14 protein-coding genes are annotated in these 17,552 nt (G+C 68.9%); 5 read left to right on the plus strand and 9 right to left on the minus strand.

Annotation, left to right across the window (positions count from 1 at the left end; translation table 11 throughout):
- Positions 1-43: 43 nt before the first annotated feature.
- Positions 44-1,255 carry an SPFH domain-containing protein gene (locus tag BM286_RS00835; RefSeq protein WP_092919504.1) on the minus strand — a complete coding sequence of 404 codons (1,212 nt, stop codon included), beginning with the start codon at positions 1,253-1,255 and terminating at the stop codon, positions 44-46.
- Positions 1,256-1,369: 114 nt separating this feature from the next.
- Here BM286_RS00835 and BM286_RS00840 point away from each other — a divergent pair, with 114 nt between their 5' ends.
- The 3 genes from BM286_RS00840 (at position 1,370) to BM286_RS00850 (ending at position 4,815) form a co-directional block, all read left to right on the plus strand.
- Positions 1,370-2,671, plus strand: a complete 1,302-nt coding sequence (locus BM286_RS00840; RefSeq protein ID WP_092919506.1) for an O-acetylhomoserine aminocarboxypropyltransferase/cysteine synthase family protein — start codon at positions 1,370-1,372, stop codon at positions 2,669-2,671.
- A 253-nt stretch (positions 2,672-2,924) separates the two neighbouring features.
- Positions 2,925-4,397: an amidohydrolase family protein gene (locus tag BM286_RS00845; protein ID WP_092919508.1), complete on the plus strand. Its 1,473-nt coding sequence runs from the start codon at positions 2,925-2,927 to the stop codon at positions 4,395-4,397.
- A gap of 142 nt (positions 4,398-4,539) precedes the next feature.
- On the plus strand, positions 4,540-4,815 hold the full coding sequence (locus BM286_RS00850) for a hypothetical protein (protein WP_092919510.1): 276 nt from the start codon (positions 4,540-4,542) through the stop codon (positions 4,813-4,815).
- 140 nt (positions 4,816-4,955) lie between these two features.
- Here the strand turns inward: BM286_RS00850 and BM286_RS00855 are convergent, their stop codons facing one another.
- Positions 4,956-6,095 carry an aminopeptidase gene (locus tag BM286_RS00855; RefSeq protein WP_092919512.1) on the minus strand — a complete coding sequence of 380 codons (1,140 nt, stop codon included), beginning with the start codon at positions 6,093-6,095 and terminating at the stop codon, positions 4,956-4,958.
- Between the two features lie 142 nt (positions 6,096-6,237).
- Here BM286_RS00855 and BM286_RS00860 point away from each other — a divergent pair, with 142 nt between their 5' ends.
- A complete protein-coding gene (locus BM286_RS00860; RefSeq protein WP_174548973.1) occupies positions 6,238-6,579 on the plus strand; it encodes an ArsR/SmtB family transcription factor in 342 nt (113 codons plus the stop codon).
- 1 nt (position 6,580) lies between these two features.
- Positions 6,581-6,898 carry a DUF7521 family protein gene (locus BM286_RS00865; protein ID WP_092919516.1) on the plus strand — a complete coding sequence of 106 codons (318 nt, stop codon included), beginning with the start codon at positions 6,581-6,583 and terminating at the stop codon, positions 6,896-6,898.
- Between the two features lie 133 nt (positions 6,899-7,031).
- Here the strand turns inward: BM286_RS00865 and BM286_RS00870 are convergent, their stop codons facing one another.
- The 7 genes from BM286_RS00870 to BM286_RS00905 form a co-directional block, all read right to left on the minus strand.
- A complete protein-coding gene (locus tag BM286_RS00870) occupies positions 7,032-7,940 on the minus strand; it encodes a CPBP family intramembrane glutamic endopeptidase (RefSeq protein WP_092919518.1) in 909 nt (302 codons plus the stop codon).
- 181 nt (positions 7,941-8,121) lie between these two features.
- A complete protein-coding gene (locus BM286_RS00880; protein WP_092919522.1) occupies positions 8,122-8,598 on the minus strand; it encodes a hypothetical protein in 477 nt (158 codons plus the stop codon).
- A gap of 58 nt (positions 8,599-8,656) precedes the next feature.
- The gene (gene pepF, locus BM286_RS00885; protein WP_092919524.1) at positions 8,657-10,456 is read right to left on the minus strand and encodes an oligoendopeptidase F; all 1,800 of its coding nucleotides are present in this window, start codon (positions 10,454-10,456) and stop codon (positions 8,657-8,659) included.
- A 90-nt stretch (positions 10,457-10,546) separates the two neighbouring features.
- The gene (rimI, locus tag BM286_RS00890; RefSeq protein ID WP_092919526.1) at positions 10,547-11,053 is read right to left on the minus strand and encodes a ribosomal protein S18-alanine N-acetyltransferase; all 507 of its coding nucleotides are present in this window, start codon (positions 11,051-11,053) and stop codon (positions 10,547-10,549) included.
- Positions 11,054-11,146: 93 nt separating this feature from the next.
- A complete protein-coding gene (locus tag BM286_RS00895) occupies positions 11,147-12,850 on the minus strand; it encodes a PAS domain-containing sensor histidine kinase (protein ID WP_092919528.1) in 1,704 nt (567 codons plus the stop codon).
- Between the two features lie 210 nt (positions 12,851-13,060).
- Complete coding sequence (locus tag BM286_RS00900; RefSeq protein WP_092919530.1) at positions 13,061-13,813, minus strand: TrmB family transcriptional regulator; 753 nt, start codon at positions 13,811-13,813, stop codon at positions 13,061-13,063.
- Positions 13,813-17,358 carry an MMPL family transporter gene (locus BM286_RS00905; RefSeq protein WP_092919532.1) on the minus strand — a complete coding sequence of 1,182 codons (3,546 nt, stop codon included), beginning with the start codon at positions 17,356-17,358 and terminating at the stop codon, positions 13,813-13,815. Before BM286_RS00905 ends, BM286_RS00900 begins: the two co-directional genes overlap by 1 nt.
- Between the last annotated feature and the right edge of the window lie 194 nt (positions 17,359-17,552).

The following is a 17,552-nucleotide window of genomic DNA, read 5'->3' on the forward strand; positions in this document are numbered from 1 at the left end:
TTGTAGCCTCGTCGCGTTCGGGTGGTCGCCGCGCGACGAGCGCTCAGTCGCTCGGCCGCTCCGTCTCCGTCTCGAGGTCGATGTCGGCCTCGTCGACCTCGAACTCCTCTACCTCGGCGTCCGGGACCTCCTCCCCGTCCCGGCTCGTCGAGAGGTTCCCGTCGGAGTAGCTGTCGAGCTCCTCCAACGCGGACTCGATGTCCTCCAAGCCGAGCAGCTTCTCCGTCTCCTCGTCGAACTCCAGACTCTCTAACCCCTCCATCTGCTGGACGTCGGAGCCGGAGAGCGCCTTGCCGTAGCGGCCGACGAGGCTGGTGAGCTCCTGCGGGAGGACGAAGGTGGTGGACTCGCCTTTCCCGATCTCTTCGAGGGTCTCCATGCCGCGCTCGATGATGGCGCGCTCGCCCATCGACTCGGCGGAGCGCGCGCGCAGCACGGTCGAGATCGCGTCCCCCTGCGCTTCGAGGATCTGGCTCTGCTTCTCGCCCTGCGCGCGGATGATGTTCGACTGCTTGTCACCCTCCGCCTGCTCGACCGCGGAGCGGCGTTCCCCCTGCGCTTCGAGGATCATCGCGCGGCGGCGGCGCTCGGCGCCGGTCTGCTGCTCCATCGCGCGCTGGACCTCCTGGGAGGGGCTCACCTCGCGGACCTCGACGGCCTCGACGCGGATCCCCCACTCGTCGGTGGGCTCGTCTAACTCCTCGTTGATCCGGTCGTTGATGAGCTCCCGCTGCGAGAGCGTGTCGTCGAGCTCCATGTCACCGATGACGGCGCGGAGGGTGGTCTGCGCGAGGTTCGAGACGGCGTTCTTGTAGTTGTCGACCTCGAGGAACGCCTTCTTGGCGTCCATCACCTTGATGTAGACGACCGCGTCGGCGGTCACGGGCGAGTTGTCCCGCGTGATCGCCGACTGGCTCGGCACGTCGATCGTCTGCGTCCGCATGTCGAACGCGTACGTCCGCGAGACGAACGGCGGGATGACGTGGACGCCCGGCTCGAGCAGTTCCCGGTACTCGCCGAAGACGGTGAGGGCCTCCTTGTCGTAGGCGTCGACGATCTCGACGGCGCTGACGACCGTGACGACCGCCAGAAGCACCGCGAGCGCCGCGACGCCGAAGACGAGGCTCTGCCCCAGGAGGGCGACGCCGACGAGGAGGGCGACGCCGAGCGCGAGGTACTGCCAGACCCCGTCCGGGATCTCCGCCAGCAGATCCTCCATCTCGGCGGACTCGCCGCGCGGACCTTGTGTTCCCATACCCGAAGTTGCGGCCCGACGCTGTTAACGGTTGGCACGAGACCGTCTCCGAGATACCGGAAACGCCGGCACGGGCCGGCCGGCTTTAACTGCGCAGCGCCGGAAGGTCGGTCCATGCCATCCGACGAGGACGACGACCGCCAGTTCGACACCCGAAGCGTCCACGCCGGCTCCGACCCGGACCCGACGACCGGGGCCCGCGCGACGCCCATCTACCAGACGACCGCCTACCAGTTCGACGACGCCGACCACGCCGCGGATCTCTTCGCCTTAGAGGAGGCCGGAAACGTCTACTCCCGGCTGATGAACCCGACCAACGCCGCCCTCGAAGAGCGGATCGCCTCGCTGGAGGGCGGCGTCGGCGCGGTCGCGACCGCCTCGGGCATGGCCGCGCTCGACCTGACGACGTTCCTGCTCGCTTCCGCTGGGGACAACGTCGTCACCTCGTCGGCGCTGTACGGCGGCACCTACACCTACCTCACCCACTCCGTCGAGCGCCGCGGCGTCTCCACGCGCTTCGTCGACCCGCTCGACTACGAGGGGTACGCCGAGGCGATCGACGAGGACACCGCCTACGTCCACCTCGAAACGATCGGGAACCCCGCCCTCGTCACGCCCGACATCCAGCGGATCGCCGATATCGCCCACGACCGCGGGGTCCCGCTGTTCGTCGACAACACGTTCGCGACGCCGTACCTCTGCCGGCCGCTCGAACACGGCGCGGACCTCGTCTGGGAGTCGACGACGAAGTGGCTGACGGGCAACGGCACCACGGTCGGCGGGGTCGTCGTCGACGGCGGCTCGTTCCCGTGGGCCGACCACGCCGAGAAGTACCCGGAGATCGCGCAGGACAACCCCGCGTACCACGGGATCAACTTCGCCGAACGGTTCGGCGACGCCGCCTTCACCTTCGCGGCGGTCACCCGCGGGCTGCGCGACCTGGGCGACCAGCAGTCGCCGTTCGACGCGTGGAACACGCTCCAGCAGACGGAGTCGCTCCCGCTACGCATGGACCGGCACTGCGAGAACGCCGGGGTCGTCGCGGAGTACCTCGACGACCACGACGATATCGCGTGGGTGAACTACCCCGGCCTGGAGAGCCACGAGACCCACGAGGAGGCGAGCGAGTACCTCGACGGTGGGTACGGCGGGATGCTCACCTTCGGGCTGGAGGCCGGCTACGAGGCCGCGCGGGCGACCGTCGAGGAGGCGGACCTCGCCTCCCTAGTCGCGAACGTCGGTGACTCGAAGACGCTCGTCATCCACCCGGCGTCGACCACGCACCAGCAGCTGACGGACGAGGAGAAGGAGGCCGCGGGCGTCACCGACGACATGGTGCGCCTGTCGGTCGGCATCGAGGACCCCGCCGACATCGTCGCCGACCTGGAGGCTGCCATCGAGGCGGCGACGGCGTAAGCGCGGTCCGCCCGCCTCCGACGGTTGGTTCCGTTGAAATTCTCGGGGACTGACACACCCTGTGCGAGATACAGGGGATCTAGTCAGCAGGTGAAAGGCCTTCTTTTCTCTATCCACGTCTTGAATCAGCCGGTGAAATGCGCCTGCGAACTGAACGAGGTGAGGAGGGGCTATCGAACTAAGGCGAGAGACGCGGGTTGTCTACCCACCACTTTCCCAGCTTTGAATACAGAATGATTAGGAGAATGATTAGATGCCCTCTGACATAGTCATCCACGATGCGTACGTTCTCACGGTTAATGATTCGAACCAACTCTACGAACGCGGGACGCTCCGCATCGACGATGGGCGCATCACGGACGTTCGAACAACCGAGAACGAGGACGCTATCGCTGACGCTGACCACGTGATCGACGGTGACGGGATGGTAGCGATGCCGGGTCTGGTCAACACTCATACGCATCTCGAACTGACGCCGTTGATCGGCGCGTTCAGCGACCTTGGTTTGCTGGAGATGATGGGTGGGATGACCGCCATCTACGGCCATATCGCGGACGGTGAGTACGATTACCTCACCGAGGCTGGATACAAACTTGCCGCACTCAATTTCCTCAACGGTGGCGTCACTACCGTCAATTCGATGGACGTGCGACCGAGCTACGGGGCTGAGACGTTCGGTGACGCCGGACTCCGTGGATTCTTCGGGGTGGCGGTCTCGGATCTGTTCTGGGACGTCCCGACTGACGAACAGTTTGAGCGGGCCCGTGCGTTCATCGACGAGCACCACAATACGTACGATGGGCGTATCCGAGCGACGATCTGCCCGCACGACGACTGGTCGTGTACCCGCGACGTATGGGAGCGGACGGCCACCCTTACCACCGAGTACCCCGATCTTCCGGTTCACACGCACTTGCTGGAGTTAGAGGAGAGCAATACGATGGCGCGGTCGAACGGTGCGTCGGACTCGCTAGATCTCCTTGATGAAGTCGGATTGCTCAACGAGCAGTTAGTGGCTGCCCATTTCCGCCTCGCTGACGACGACGACATCCAGCGAACCGCCAATGCGAACGCGTCTGTCGCACACTGCCCGTCAGTCTTCGCGTACTGGAACCCGGACGGGGACATACAGTGGACACCCGTGCCGGAACTCCGCGACGCAGGCGTCGATGTCGGGATCGGCATTGACGACCACTACTGGCACGACTCCTACAGCATGTTCGGTGAAGCACGGCAGGCACGGCTGGCGGCGAACCTCAAACGTTCTACTGGACAGTATAACTCGATGGAACTCGTTCGGATGCTCACCATCGAGGGAGCACGTACGCTCGGTATCGGCGACGAAATCGGGAGTCTTGAACCCGAGAAGCGAGCTGACGTCATTCTACTGAACGTGGAGAAACCGAAATTCACGCCGCTCACGAACATCCCCGCACACATCGTGAACAACGCGGCACCTGCTGACGTAGAGGCGGTTATCGTGGACGGTGAGATCGTAATGCAGGACAACGTCGTCAAAACGATGGATGCTGACGGTGTACGTGAGGCCGTTGAAACTGCGGTTGAACGTTTCGACGCAGAGACAGACTGGGACCTCGGACTCGGCGGAAGCACTCCGCCAAGCGAACTGGAGATCACTCGTGACCTCCCGAAGCGAGGTCCAGCACAACTACTCGGCCGCCTTGCGTTTCAATCCGTCAAAGACCAGTTCCCGTTCTCAATCTAACCACCGTACTGAGGACATCATAGAACGGTTGGTGTACCTGTATTGCCCCGCCGCGGTAATCGCTCAACACAGACTCTGTACTGACCACTGTCCGCGGAACGGCACCGCCACTGTTTTCAGACGCCCGTTGGATACTCGATCGATGCCCTCCAACAAAGCGACAGCCGCGGCCCCGATAGCAACTGGCGTCCTTCTCGCCGGGACGGCTACACGAGGAGTCGCACAGCACGGACTGGAACTCTGGACGACGCTGGCGCTCGCCGGTGGCCTCTCCGCGGTTGCTGTCGGCCTCGGCGTTCTGACCGGTCGTGGGTTCGACTCCGACGACCGCGACGGACACCACGACCGGACGACAGTCGCGCTCGTCGGCCTCGCACTGACGAGTCTCGCCGTCGGGGCGGGGATTGCGCTGGCGTAGGCGACGCCAACCGACCCGCGTTACGTCCGATACGCGCTCACCGTCTACATTCAGCACGCCTCCAAGAGCATATCACGAGTTGAGAATTCCAACGGAGCCGACAGTCTCCCCTTCTCCCACCGAGTTATCGTCCTCCCGACTTACTCCTCGAACCCCTCCTCCCACCGGAACGTCCCGTTCCGCTGGACGACCTCGCTGTCGACCTCCATCCGGGAACGCTCGCTCACGTCGGAGATCATGTCGACGTGGACCGCGCTGTCGTTGCCGGACTCCCCGTCGGGCAGGCAGGCGTCGTAGGCGCGGCCGACCGCGAGGTGGACGGTGTCGCCCATTTTCTCGTCGAAGAGTATCGAGTCGGTGAATCGGTCGATACCGCGGTTCATCCCGATCCCCAGCTCCCCCAGCCGCCGGGCGCCCTCGTCGGTGTCGAGGATCTCCGCGAGCGCGTCCTCGCCGGCCTCCGCCGAGAAGTCGACGACCTCGCCGCCCTCGAAGACGAGGTGGACGTTCCGAACGCGGGTCGCGTCGATGGTCATCGGCACGTCGAAGAACGCCTCGCCCTCGGTGTCGTACGGCGCGGTGAACACCTCGCCCGAGGGGAGGTTGTGGGAGTCGTACGCGACGGAGGCCGCGGAGTTCACCGCGGTGCGGTCCGCGATCGACATCGCCACGTCGGTGTCGGGCGCGCCGTCGCGCTCGGTGACGATCCGGACCTCCTCGCCCGCGTCGAGGATCTCCTTCATCTGCGCCATCTCCTCCGCGAGCGACTCCCAGTCGCGGAGGACCGCGTCGTAGACGAACTCCTGATACTCCTCGTAGGCCATCCCCGCCTGCTGGGCGAGGGAGCGGGTCGGGTGGACCGTCGACACCCAGTCGGTGTCCATCCGCGCCTCGCGGACGCCCTTGCGGGCCTTCGCGTACGCCTGCCGCGTGGAGCGGTCGACGTCCGCGGTCGCGGTGGTGTTGCGCCCGCCCCCGATCCGGAGGTAAGCGTCGGCCGCCTCGAACAGCGCGCGCTCGACCGCGGGGTCCGCGTCGAAGTCGTCGGCCTCGACGTCGCCCTCCGTTCCGGCCTCGACGCCCTTCAGGTAGGCGCGGGAGACCTCGCTCGACCCGTACAGGGTCGTGACGTTCGCCCCGCGCTCGCCGAGCGCCTCGGCGACCGCGACGCCCAGCTCGTGGGCGTCCTCCGCGACGCTGACGACGACGTCGTCGCCGGCCTCCACCCGCGCGCTCCAGTCGACGAGCACTTCGGCGTGCTCGCGTACGCGTTCGTCCATGAGTACTCGTGTCTCGGGGGAGCCGTAAATCGGTGCCGACGCGGGACGAGCGGGCGGCTCACTCGTCGTTCGCTTCCAGCGCCGACCGAACGAGGGCTGGGCCGTAACGCATAATGCCAGACCGGCAGACGTGGGACACACCGTGTCCGACGTGCGAGACCCCGAAGCGCTCGCAGACCTCCTCGGCGACGAGTGCGCGCGGACGATCCTGATCGAGGCCAAAAAGGAGCCCCGCTCGGCGGCCGAGCTCAGCGACCGCGCCGGCGTCTCGGAGCCGACGGTGTATCGCCGGCTGGACCGACTCAGCGAGTACGGCCTGGTCGCCGGCGACATCCAGCCCGTGACGGACGGGAAAAACTACAAGCTGTACCGCACGCGGCTGGAGGGGATCGAACTCGACCTCCGCGAGGACGGCTTCGAGATCACGGTGTCGCGCCGCGATCGGATGGCCGACCGCTTCGCCCGGTTCGTGGAGGGGAGCTGAGATGGCCGACCCCGCCACCGGCGCGGTCGACATCGAGACGGTCCGCCTCCTCCGGCGGGCGAGCGAGGCGCTGATCGTCGTTCTCGGGCTGGCCATCAGCTACGTCGCCTACCGGGCGTACCGACGGCACCGGAGCCGTCCGATGCTGTTCGTCGCGGCCGGATTCGTGCTCACGCTGTTCGTTCCCGGCGTGCTGGCCGGGGTCCTGTTCTTCCTGCTCGACGTCCCCGCCCCGGTCGTCAACGGCGTCAACCAGATCAGCGAGATCGCCGGGCTCGGGCTGATCCTCTACGGGCTGTGGACGCCGCGCCGGGAGTGATCGACGGGGCCCCTCGCGCACGCCGGCCGTCGGATCGGACGCGACTCGACCCCCGGGCCGGCCCTGCCCCGGACGGGATCCGTCCCCGTCTCGGTCGCGAGCCGAACGCCGGCGCGGGAGCGGTCCCGGGGAACTACTCCGGAGAGTCCGTTCCCACCGAGACGCTTCGGTCGGGTTCGGACGCGGCTCGGTCAGCCGAGGCGACGGCCGACCCGCCGCGGGCGACCGCGCCGCCGCGAGCCAGGGTTTCGGCCCCGTACCGGGCGACGATCAGCCCGGCGACGACGGCGAAGACGCCGGTCAGCACCGCCGCGTACGGAATCGGCAGCGCGTCGACGCCGCCGACGGCCTGACCGGGAATGTTCACCGCGGCGTTGAGCGTCCCGTGGAGGAGCATCGCTCCGGGGACGCAGCCGTCGGAGGCGTTGTAGTACCACGTGAGTACGACGGAGAAACAGCAGACGCTCGCGGCGTACAGCACCGGCGACAGCCGGTACACCCCGAAGGCGAACATCGGCGCGTGCCAGACCGCCCAGATCGCGCCGACGACGAGCGCGGCGGTGAGCGCGCTGTACCGCCGCTGGAGCCGGGGGAGCGCGAACCCGCGCCAGCCGAGCTCCTCGTTGCCGCCGGTGAAAAGCGTCGCGAGGATCAGGTTCACCCCGAACAGCGGCGCCAGCCGCGCGATCGAGGCGGCGTCCGGAACGTCAGCGAGCGCGAACACGACGGCGGCCACCCCGACGGTCGCGACCGCCGGGACCGCGAGGGCCAGCCCGTACCAGCGCAGCTTCCGGCGCCAGTCGAGCGTCGCCGTCAGCCACGACCGGACGGATTCCCCGCGGAGCCGCGTCACGATCGCTCCGGCGGCTGCGGGCCCGAACGCCCCGAGAGCGCCCCCGACGAGTCCGAGACCGGACCGGGGCGCGACGACCGAGTACGTCCCGACCCACGCCGTCCAGGAGAGCCCGATCGCGAACGCGGCGAACGCGGCGACCGGCCGGGCGTCGACGATACGTGCGAGCTGCGAGCGGTGTGTCTGCATCACGCTCGACCGATCGGACGGGAGACATATCGATGGTACCGTCCGGTTTCAGTCGCTGAAGCCACCGGTCGACCCGACCGACTCGACCACTTCAGGTCGAAGAGCGTCGCGACCTCGTCGAGGTAGCCGTCGTCGACGGCGACGGCGTCGATCGGGCGGTCGCGTCTTCCGGCCGCGGTCGTCACCCGGTGTCTCGGTGGACGGCCGCGAAGAGCCCGACCGCGAGCAGTCCGACGCCGACGAGCCCGCTTCCGAGCCTCGCCAGCCCGGCCGCCGGGGTCCGGTCCAAGCGCTCTCGCGAGTACTCTCCGAGGACCCTGTACGACTCCCCGTCGACGCGCAGGTCGTCGAGGCCGGCGAGCCGGTCCGCGCAGTTCGCGTCGCCGAGGACCCACTCACCGGAGGTCGAGGCGCGTTCGAACAGGAGGTCGATCGATCCGGGCGCGACCCGATACCCGCGGATCGAGACGGTGCGGCCGTCCGCGAGCGCGACCGCGGCGTCGGCGCACCGCGCGGGGAGGTCGCTGGCGTTCACGGCCGAGTGCTGGTCGAGCCCCGCGCCCGCCCGAAACGTCGCCTCCCAGCCGACGACGCTCACGTCCGCGATCAGGACGAGCAGGAGGAGGGCGCCCGGGACGGCGAGGAGCCTGCGGTCCATCGCGCCGGGCGGATAGCCCCGAGCGAACTATATGCTTTGTGTGGGCCGGGCGGCGCCGTTACTCTAGGTCGAGCAGCGCCGCGATCTCGTCGAGGTAGTCGTCGTAGATCCCGACGGCGGACTCGATCGGGTCGGGCGAGGCCATGTCGATGCCGGCGAGTTCGACCACGTCGAGCGGGTATTCCGAGCCGCCCGCCTTCAGCATCTCGCGGTAGTCGGCGGCGGCGTCTTCCCCCTCGTCGAGGATCCGCTCGACGATGGCGGCCGCGGCGGAGATGCCGGTCGCGTACTGGTAGACGTAGAAGTCATAATAGAAATGAGGAATACGCTGCCACTCGCGCTCGATGCCGCCCGTCAGCTCGACGGGCGCGTAGTAGTCGCCCTTCAGGTCGCCGTACATCTCGTCGAACGCGTCGGGGGTGAGCGCGTCACCCGCCTCCACGCGCTCGTGGATCTCCTGTTCGAACGTCGCGAACATCGTCTGGCGGAAGAGGGTGGAGCGGAAGCGTTCGAGGTACTCGTCGAGCACGTGGGTGCGGAGCTCGTCGTCCTCGACGGTGTCGAGCAGGTGGTGGGTGAGCAGCGTCTCGTTGACGGTGGAGGCGATCTCCGCGACGAAGATCTCGTAGCTGGCGTCGTGCCACGGCTGGGCGTCGCCCGCCAGCTCCGAGTGCATCGAGTGGCCGAGCTCGTGGGCCAGCGTGTACATCGAGGCGATGTCGTCCTGGTAGTTCATCATGATGTACGGCTGGGTGTCGTACGTGCCGGAGGAGAACGCGCCCGAGCGCTTCCCGCGGTTCTCGTACACGTCGACCCACCGCGAGTCGAGCCCCTCGGCCAGCCGCTCCTGGTAGGCGTCGCCCAGCGGCGCGACCGCCTCGATCACCCACTCGCGGGCCTGCTCGTACTCCACGTCGGGCCCCTGGTCGCCCGTCAGCGACATGTAGAGGTCGTGACTCCGGAGCTGGTCGACGCCGAGCGCCGCCTCCTTCAGCTCGGCGTGCCGGTGGAGCACGTCGAGGTTGTCGTCGACCGACTCGACGAGCGTGTCGTACACCTCGACGGGGACGTTCGAGTCGTCGAGGGCGGCGGCGCGCGCGGAGTCGTAGTCGCGGATCTCGGCGCTCGTGACGTGCTCGCGGACGGCCTTCTCCAGCGACGTGCCGACCGTGTTGCGCACGTCCGCCCACTCGTCGTAGAACGTTTCGTGGACGCGCTCGCGGAACTCGCGGTCCGGGTTCGTCTGGAGCTTCGTGAAGTTCGCCTGCGTGATCTCCACGTCCTCGCCGTCGGGGTCCTCGACGACGCCGTAGGTCATGTCGGCGTTCGTCAGCATCGAGTAGATCTCGCTCGGCGCGTCGGTGACCTCCGAGAGGTCCGCCAGCACCTCCTCGACCTCGCTCGACCGCGTGTGCGGCTTCTTCCGGAGGACGTCGTCGAGATAGTGCTCGTACTCGGCGAGGGCCGGCTCGTCGTCGACGAGGGCCGCGACGTCGGACTCCGTGAGCGACTGGATCTCCGGTTCGAGGTAGGATATCGCGCTCGACGCCTCGGAGCCCAGCGACGACGCCTTCGCGGACATCGCCTGGTACTCCTGGTTTCGCGTGTCCTCCGCGCTGCGCAGGCGAGCGTAGGTCATCACCTGCCGGAGCTCGCGGAAGATCTCCTCGCGCAGTTCGAGCAGTTCGAGGAGCGTGGCGGCGCCCTCGACCGCGCGCCCCTCGTAGGCGGCCAGCTCGTCGATCCGGTCGGATACCTCCTCGTAGGCCGACTCCCACGCCTCGTCGTCGGCGTAGATGCCGTCGAGGTCCCACTTGTACTCGGCGTCGATCTCGGACCGCTCGGGAACCGAACTCATACCCTTCGGGTCGGCCTCCCCCACACTAAGCCTTGGCAAACCCCGCGCGGCGGGCCGATATGCGTGAGAACGGGCGCCACTCGCGGCGTGTCAACGTGGCTCATCGCTTCCGTGGCCGCCCCCGTCCTCCCCCTCGGCCCAGGCCGCGAGGTCGACGACGAGCACGAGCGCGTCCTCGCCGTCGCGGTAGTAGCCGCCCACCCGCCGGATCGGCTCGAACCCCTCGTCGGCGTACAGCGACCGGGCGGGGTCGTTCCCCTCGCGCACTTCCAGCCGAGCGACCGCCACGCCGGTCGCACGGAGCCGGACCAGCGCCGACCGGAGGAGGGTCCGACCGATCCCCTCGCCGCGGGCGTCGGGGTGGACGGCCAGGTCCTTGATATGGCCGATGTCGTGCCCGTGGTTCGGCGTCCGGTCGCCGATCACGAACCCCACGACTGCTCCCGCCCGCTCCGCCACGAGGAACGCCGGCTCGTCCAGCAGCCGCTCGAAGGCGTCGCGCGGCCACGGGTCCGAGAAGCAGGCCCGCTCGATCCGGACCACCGCGAGGAGGTCGGCGGGGTCGGCCCCTCGGACCGTCACGTCGGCGGCGCTCACGGGTCGGCTTGCGGCCCGCGGGGAATAAACGCGCCGGGTCGACGGGGGTGACAGCGGCGACGGGAGCCGCGGCGGCGACGCGCCGCCCCCCCCTCACGCGTCGATCCAGGGCTCCTCCGGGTCGGCGTCCGCCGGATCGGGGGCGCACACCTCGAAACACGCGCCGTCCGGGAGTCGGAGCCGCCGTCCGTCGGGGAGATTCACGGGGCCGTCCGCGGGCGCTCGAAGTTCGACGGTCCACCCGTGCGACTCGACGACCTCGCGGACGATGTCGAGGCCGTATCCCGTCCCGTCGGCTCGGGTGGTAAAGCCGGAGTCGAACACCGACTCCCGGTCGTCGGGGTCGATCCCGATCCCGTCGTCGGCGACGAGGAACCCCCTCTCGGTCGCCGTCACGAGGACGGTGAGCGCGTCGTCTGCCCCGTCGCTCTCGTCGCCGTTGCGGGTTTCGCCGCCGCCGACTCCCTCGTCCGTCGACGCGCCCGGCTTCGCGTGTTCGGTCGCGTTACGGAACAGGTTCTCGAGGGCTTGTCGCGTTCGGCCACGGTCCCCGTACATCCGCGCGTCCCGAGCCACGACCAACTGCGCGTCCCCGTCGTCCCCGGCGGCGGTCTCCCAGGCGTCTCGGGCGACGCTCGCGAGCGCGAACTCCGCGGGCTCGTCCATCCCGGTCCCCTGTCGCGCGAGGGTGAGCAGCTCCGAGACGAGCCGGTCGATCCGGTCGACGGCGCGCTCGCCGCGTTCGAGGGGACCCGTCTCGCCGCGCAGCCGCGCCATCTCCATCGAGCCGCGGATCACGGACAGCGGGTTCCGCAGGTCGTGTGAGACGATGCTCGCGAAGCGATCGAGCCGCTCGTTGCGGTCGGTGAGCCGCCGCTCGCGCGCCTTCCGCGCGCTGACGTCCCGGGAGTTGACCAGCAGCTCGCCGACGGGGCTGTCGGCCGGCAGCGAGCGGGTCCGCGACTCCAGCCAGACCCAGCCGCCGTCGGCGGTGCGGTAGCGGTACTCCAGCGTCGGCGCCGCGTCGGGCTCGTTGAGCGCTCGGTAGAACCGCTCGGTCACGCGCTCCCGGTCGTCCGGGTGGACGTAGCCGAGCGGTGAGCGCCCGACCGTCGACCCCTGCTCGTAGCCGAGCACCTCCGCGACGGAGGGGCTCTCGTAGACGACCACGCCGTCGCCGTCGACGACGGTGACGAGATCGCTACCGTACTCCAGGAAGGCGCGGTAGCGCTCCGGGAAGGTGCGGTCGACGTCGACGCGCCGGACCGTGACGATCCGCCCGCCGAACTCCGGGGCGAGCTCCTCGTCGACGACCGACTCGACCCACGCGTACCCCCCGCTCGCGCGACGGATCCGGTGGGTGACCGTTCGGCTCGTGGCGACCGCCGACAGCGCGTCGGCCACCGGCTCTCGGTCGCTCGGATGGACGCGGTCGAGGAGGTCGCTCCCGACGAGCGCGTCGCGCTCGACGCCGACGACGTCCGGGGCGGACGGCCCGGCGAACAGCACCTCGCCGTCCACGGCGACGGCGAGGAGGAAGCGGTCGGCCTCGGGAGGACGCGGCTCGCCCTTCGCGGGCGTCGCGTCGAGGGGTCCCGACGCCGGCTCGGTTTCGGCCGAGGAACCCGGGGATCGACCGAGGTCGGCGCGATGCTCCGAACGGACCGATCGGTCCCCGGTATCGACGGGCGCGTCGACCGCGGCTCGATCGTCGGCTTCGGGGGCACCGGTATCGGCGGCGCCGCCCTCGTCGGCGCCGCGGACCGGCGTCGACGTGTCGGATGGACGGAGGGTCACGGTCGGCTCTGTCGACCGTACGGACGCCAGGGGATAAAACCGTCCCCGGACGGAATCAACAGCGATAATTCGCGGTCAAGCGATCGCCGTATCCGGGGTCGGGCGCGGCTGTCACGTTCTCTCGGCTTCTCACATCTCGTGAGACCGTCCCTTCGTGAGACCGTCCCCTCGTGAGACACTCCCCTCGTGAGACACTCCCCTCGCGGGAGATCACTCCGAGACGAACGCCTGCCGGATCACCGCCGCCAGCACGCGTGCGAAGCCGGTCCCCTCGCTCCAGAACGCCGACTCGTCGGCGACGGTCGGCATCTCCTCGGTCGGCTGTACGCTCAACAGCACCGTGTCGCCGTCGACCAGCAGCACGCGTCCGACGCTGAGCTCCGGCGCCGCGTCCTCCACGTCGACGGCCGAGAGCCCGGCCTCGACGGCGGCCTCGCGCACGGCCGCGTCGGCGCTGGCGACGGTCACGCCGACGCCATCGTTCGCGGCCCCGACGAGCGCGTCGGCCACGTCGCCGTTCAAAAGCGCCGGGACGCTGGTCGCGAACAGCACCTGCCGCTCGGCGTCCGCGACCAGCGAGGTGATCCGGGCGGCCACGTTCTCTCGGCCCTCCGTGGTCCAGATTGCCTCGCGGTCGTCGGAGGGGGCGTGTTGTCCTCGGACGGTCTCGAGGTGATCGAAGGCCTCGTCGGTGGTCGACCGCAGCCGGTCGTACAGCAGGTCGCGGGCCTCGTCGACCGGGACCGCGCGGTAGCGCGTGGGCGATCCGTCCTGTACGTCGATCAGCCCCAGCTCCTCCAGTTCGTCGGTCGCGCCGTACACCTGCGATCGCGGCACCTCCGTCACCTGTGCGACCTCGCCCGCGCTGGCGACGCCGATCTTCTGGAGGCCGACGAACGTCCGGGCCGCGTACGCCGACAGCCCGAGTTCCGTCAACGCGTCCGCCGCGTCGGCGTCGTTCATCACTCTCTCCCGCGGGTCCAGGCCTGGTTGATCCGGCTGAGTTGCGCCTCGGTGAGCTCCCCGCGCTCGAAGCCGTCGTAGGCGTCCGCGAGGTCCGCCGCCGACACCGAGCCCGAAGCGGTGACGCGCTCGAACACGTCGGAGACGACCGCCACCTCGTACTCGCCGTCGGTCTTGGAGGGCTCGCCGTCGACGGAGACCGCACCGTCGAACGCGATCGTCTCGCCGTCCGCGACGTTTCCGGGCACCGTCGTCGTGTACCGGAGCGTCGGGTTCTCCCCCTCGAGCGCGACCGAGAGCACGCCGTCGGCCTCGACGTGTCGAACCGGTTCCGGGGTCGCGGACTCGACGGTGGGGGTCCCGTCCACGCGCTCGTACACGACCGCACGGCCGTCGACGCCCTCGGTCTCGATAGTCACCGTGACCGTACCGTCCGGGCCGACGACCGAGCGATCGAAGCGGCGTTCGGCGCGGGGGCCGACGACCGCGCCCTCTGGCGCACTGCGTGGCGCGCCGTCGACCGTACCGCCGGGCGCGCTGTCGGATGCGCCAGCCGGACCCTCGTCGCCGCCGTCCTCACCGTCGGTCGGCTCGGGGAACACGCCGTCCGGACCGACGAACCGCGTCCAGACCGCGAGCAGCGACGGCAACACCAACACGCTCGCGAGGAACGCGTAGACGATCGTCAGCCCCGTGATCTGGCCGAACTGCTGGAGCGGCGGCAGGATCGCGAACACCAGCACGCCGAAGCCGCCGACCGTCGTGGCGGCCGACCCCAGCAGCGCGCCGCCGGTGCCGGTGACCGCTCGCTCCATCGCGGTCCATATCTCGCCAGTGCGCTCCAGCTCCTGGTTGTACCGCTCGGAGAGGTGGATGCTGTAGGCCACCCCCAGCCCGACGGTGAGGCTGGTGATCATCCCCGTGATCACGTTGAACGGGATGTCGAGCAGATACATCGTCCCGAGGATCCACGTCACGCTGAACCCGACCGGGAGCAGCGTCACCGCACCCAGGCTCGCGCTCCCCTCGGTGATCCGGTAGGCGATCATCAGGAAGACGAACGTCGCGACGAGCGTGATGACCAGGCTCTCGACGACGGTCTCGAGCAGCTGGTCTTGGACGATCGTGTTCAGGACCGCACCGCCGGTCGCGGTGGCCCGCAGCCCTTCGCCGTCGACCTCGTCGGCCACGTCGCGCATCGCCTCGGTCACCGCGTCGCCGCTCGCCCCGCCCTGTACGGAGATGGTGATCTGCGCCGCGGTGTACTCGCCGTCGTCGCGGTCGATGACCTCCGAGGCGCCGTCGGGCGCCACCTCGAACAGCTCGTCGTACAGCGCCTCGAGGTTACGGTCGGGGACGCCGTCGTCGTTCGCGTCCGCGGCGGCGAACCGCTCGGCGAAGGCGTCGTTCCGCTCGGCGACCGACTCCATCACCGATAGCGGGCTCCGAATCCGCGGTTCCCCGTTCGAGAGCGTCTGTGTCACGTTCTCCTTATCGACGGCGGTCGCCTCGGCGGCGGCGATCCGCCGGAGCACGTCGTCGTCGGTGAGATCACCCCCGTCGGGGCGTATCAGGATCTGCGCCTGCGAGTCCTGTCGCAGGAAGTTGTCGTTGACGTACTCGAGGTTGGCCTTCGCGGTGTAGTCCCCGGGCGCGAACGGCTCGGGGAGTTCCTTCATCCAGTCGGCGGGGTCCTCCGCGATGAAGTCCGACTGCTCGAAGGAGGTGTCGACCTGCGTCGCGCCGTAGCCACCGGCCACGCTGAGCACCAGCGCGAACACGATCACGAGGTAGGGACCCTTCCGTGCGGCGATCGCGCCGACGGAGAGCACCGACGAGAACGCGCCGCCGCCGGTGCCGAACGCTCGCTTTCGCCGATCGATCCCGCGGGATTCGAGCAGGTCGTCGACTTCGACCTTCATCGCCGGGATCAGCAGGCCGAACACCAGCAGCGCCGCGGTGATCCCCGCGGAGCTGACGATCCCGAACTCCCTGATCGGCGGCACGGGGCTGGTGAGGTTCGAGAGGAATCCGATCACGGTGGTCGCCGTGACGTAGAGCAGCGCGATCCCGACGCCGACGAGCGCGGTCCGCATCGAGCCACGCGGCCCGTCCCCGCCGCCGTTGGCGCGCTCCTCGCGGTGGCGCATGAAGATGTGTATCGCGTAGTCGATGCTCAGCCCGATCAACAGCACCGGGACGGCGATGAAGATCTGGTTGAACGCGATGTCCGTCCAGCCCATGAAGCCGAACGTCCACGCGAGTACGGCACCGATGCCGAACAGCCCCAGCAGGATGTCGAGCACGTCGCGGTAGGCGACCGCGAGCGCGATCAGCACGAACAGGACCGCCAGCGGCCCGACGATCAGCAGGCTGTCCGTCATCGAACTGGTGATCTCGTGGCTGATGACCCCCGCGCCGAACACGAGGTACTCGCCGCCGCCGGCCCGTTCTCCCAGCGTCTGCATCGCCAGCTGGGCGTCGATCACGTCCTCGCCGGCGGCGCCGGTGGCCGCGGCGCCCTCGCCCTCCATCGTCACGATCAGCATCGTCGCGTTGGCCTCGGTCGTGCCGGGGTCGTAGCTGGTCGGCATCAGGGCGAACGGTCCGAGTCCGTCGCCGCCGTTCCCGCCGGCGTCCTCGCCCAGCACGGTTCGTACGGTGTCGTGGATAGCCGACTCGTTCATCGAGCGGAGCTGCTCCCGTTGCTCCTCGATGGTCGCGTTCGAGGCGTTCTCGTACTGCCGGCGTTCGGTCGCGAGTTCGTCGTCGAGCTCCCGGAGGCGGTCCACGTCCTCTCGAAGCGCCGCCGAACGGTCCCGCAAGGCGGCGTACTGATCCTCGAGCACGCCTCGCGTGCCGAGCCGGTAAGCCTCCCGCGTCTCGGCCTCGGTGGACGCGTTCCGGAGCCGCTCGGCGGCGCGCTCGAACGTCGCGGCGTCCTCCTCGTCGAGTTCGACGCTCGTGTTCGCACGCACGCCGGCGAATTCGGCCCCGACGCTCGCGTCGGGGTTCCCTCGGAGCGTCGTCAGCGCGTCACGGAGCAGCCCCGCGGTCCGGCTCAGCGTCTCGTTGCGTTCCCGGATCGCCGCCCGCTCCTCGCTGACGCTCTCGTTGAGCGCCCGCAGTTCGGCGGCGGTCCGCTGGACGTCTTCGCCCTCCTCGGCTGTGATCGCCGCGGTCGCGACGACGTTCGCGATGCTCGTGGTGGACCCGTTTCCGGACAGCGTCGCGTTGACGGTCTCGTTTTCCCGGAGCGTCTGCTGGTACTCCAGCATCCCCACGAGCGACGCCTCGTCGAACACGTCCTCGTCGCGCTGTATCACCTGCGCGGTCGTGGTGTTTTCCTCGCCGGTCGAGAAGTTCTCCTGGATGTACTCGAGCGCATCGCTCTCCGGCGAGTCGGTCTGGAACTGGTCGAGCGAAGAGGTCTGCTCGACCATCACCGCCCCGCTTCCGATGGCGACGGTCAGCACCAACATCACCGCGATCACCACGCGGCTGTGGTCCATCACGGCGTCGACGACGGTGTCGACTCCCCTCATCCGTACCTCTGTTCGTCCGCCACACGGTGGCCAGTCATCTGTCTGTACTTTCGTACTAACAGCTGCGGGATAACCGTTCCGTCTCCGTCGACCGATCGTTCAACGTCGGGATCGCAGCCAGTCGGGAGCGCTTCCGCCGGCGGGGCGTTCAGACCCGTCGCTGTGAGTCTAGTCCGTCCCGACGATCCGGCCCC

This window comes from Halorubrum sodomense (assembly GCF_900111935.1).
In the GTDB taxonomy this organism is placed as follows: Archaea; Halobacteriota; Halobacteria; order Halobacteriales; family Haloferacaceae; genus Halorubrum; species Halorubrum sodomense.

What these genes read in the sequence shown, in the direction of transcription:
- BM286_RS00905 (WP_092919532.1), bottom strand. Translation starts at nt 17,358, where the DNA reads ATGAGGGGAGTCGACACCGTCGTCGACGCCGTGATGGACCACAGCCGC.
- BM286_RS00845 (WP_092919508.1), top strand. Translation starts at nt 2,925, where the DNA reads ATGCCCTCTGACATAGTCATCCACGATGCGTACGTTCTCACGGTTAAT.
- BM286_RS00840 (WP_092919506.1), top strand. Translation starts at nt 1,370, where the DNA reads ATGCCATCCGACGAGGACGACGACCGCCAGTTCGACACCCGAAGCGTC.
- BM286_RS00850 (WP_092919510.1), top strand. Translation starts at nt 4,540, where the DNA reads ATGCCCTCCAACAAAGCGACAGCCGCGGCCCCGATAGCAACTGGCGTC.
- BM286_RS00855 (WP_092919512.1), bottom strand. Translation starts at nt 6,095, where the DNA reads ATGGACGAACGCGTACGCGAGCACGCCGAAGTGCTCGTCGACTGGAGC.
- pepF (WP_092919524.1), bottom strand. Translation starts at nt 10,456, where the DNA reads ATGAGTTCGGTTCCCGAGCGGTCCGAGATCGACGCCGAGTACAAGTGG.
- BM286_RS00900 (WP_092919530.1), bottom strand. Translation starts at nt 13,813, where the DNA reads ATGAACGACGCCGACGCGGCGGACGCGTTGACGGAACTCGGGCTGTCG.
- BM286_RS00870 (WP_092919518.1), bottom strand. Translation starts at nt 7,940, where the DNA reads ATGCAGACACACCGCTCGCAGCTCGCACGTATCGTCGACGCCCGGCCG.
- BM286_RS00865 (WP_092919516.1), top strand. Translation starts at nt 6,581, where the DNA reads ATGGCCGACCCCGCCACCGGCGCGGTCGACATCGAGACGGTCCGCCTC.
- BM286_RS00880 (WP_092919522.1), bottom strand. Translation starts at nt 8,598, where the DNA reads ATGGACCGCAGGCTCCTCGCCGTCCCGGGCGCCCTCCTCCTGCTCGTC.
- BM286_RS00835 (WP_092919504.1), bottom strand. Translation starts at nt 1,255, where the DNA reads ATGGGAACACAAGGTCCGCGCGGCGAGTCCGCCGAGATGGAGGATCTG.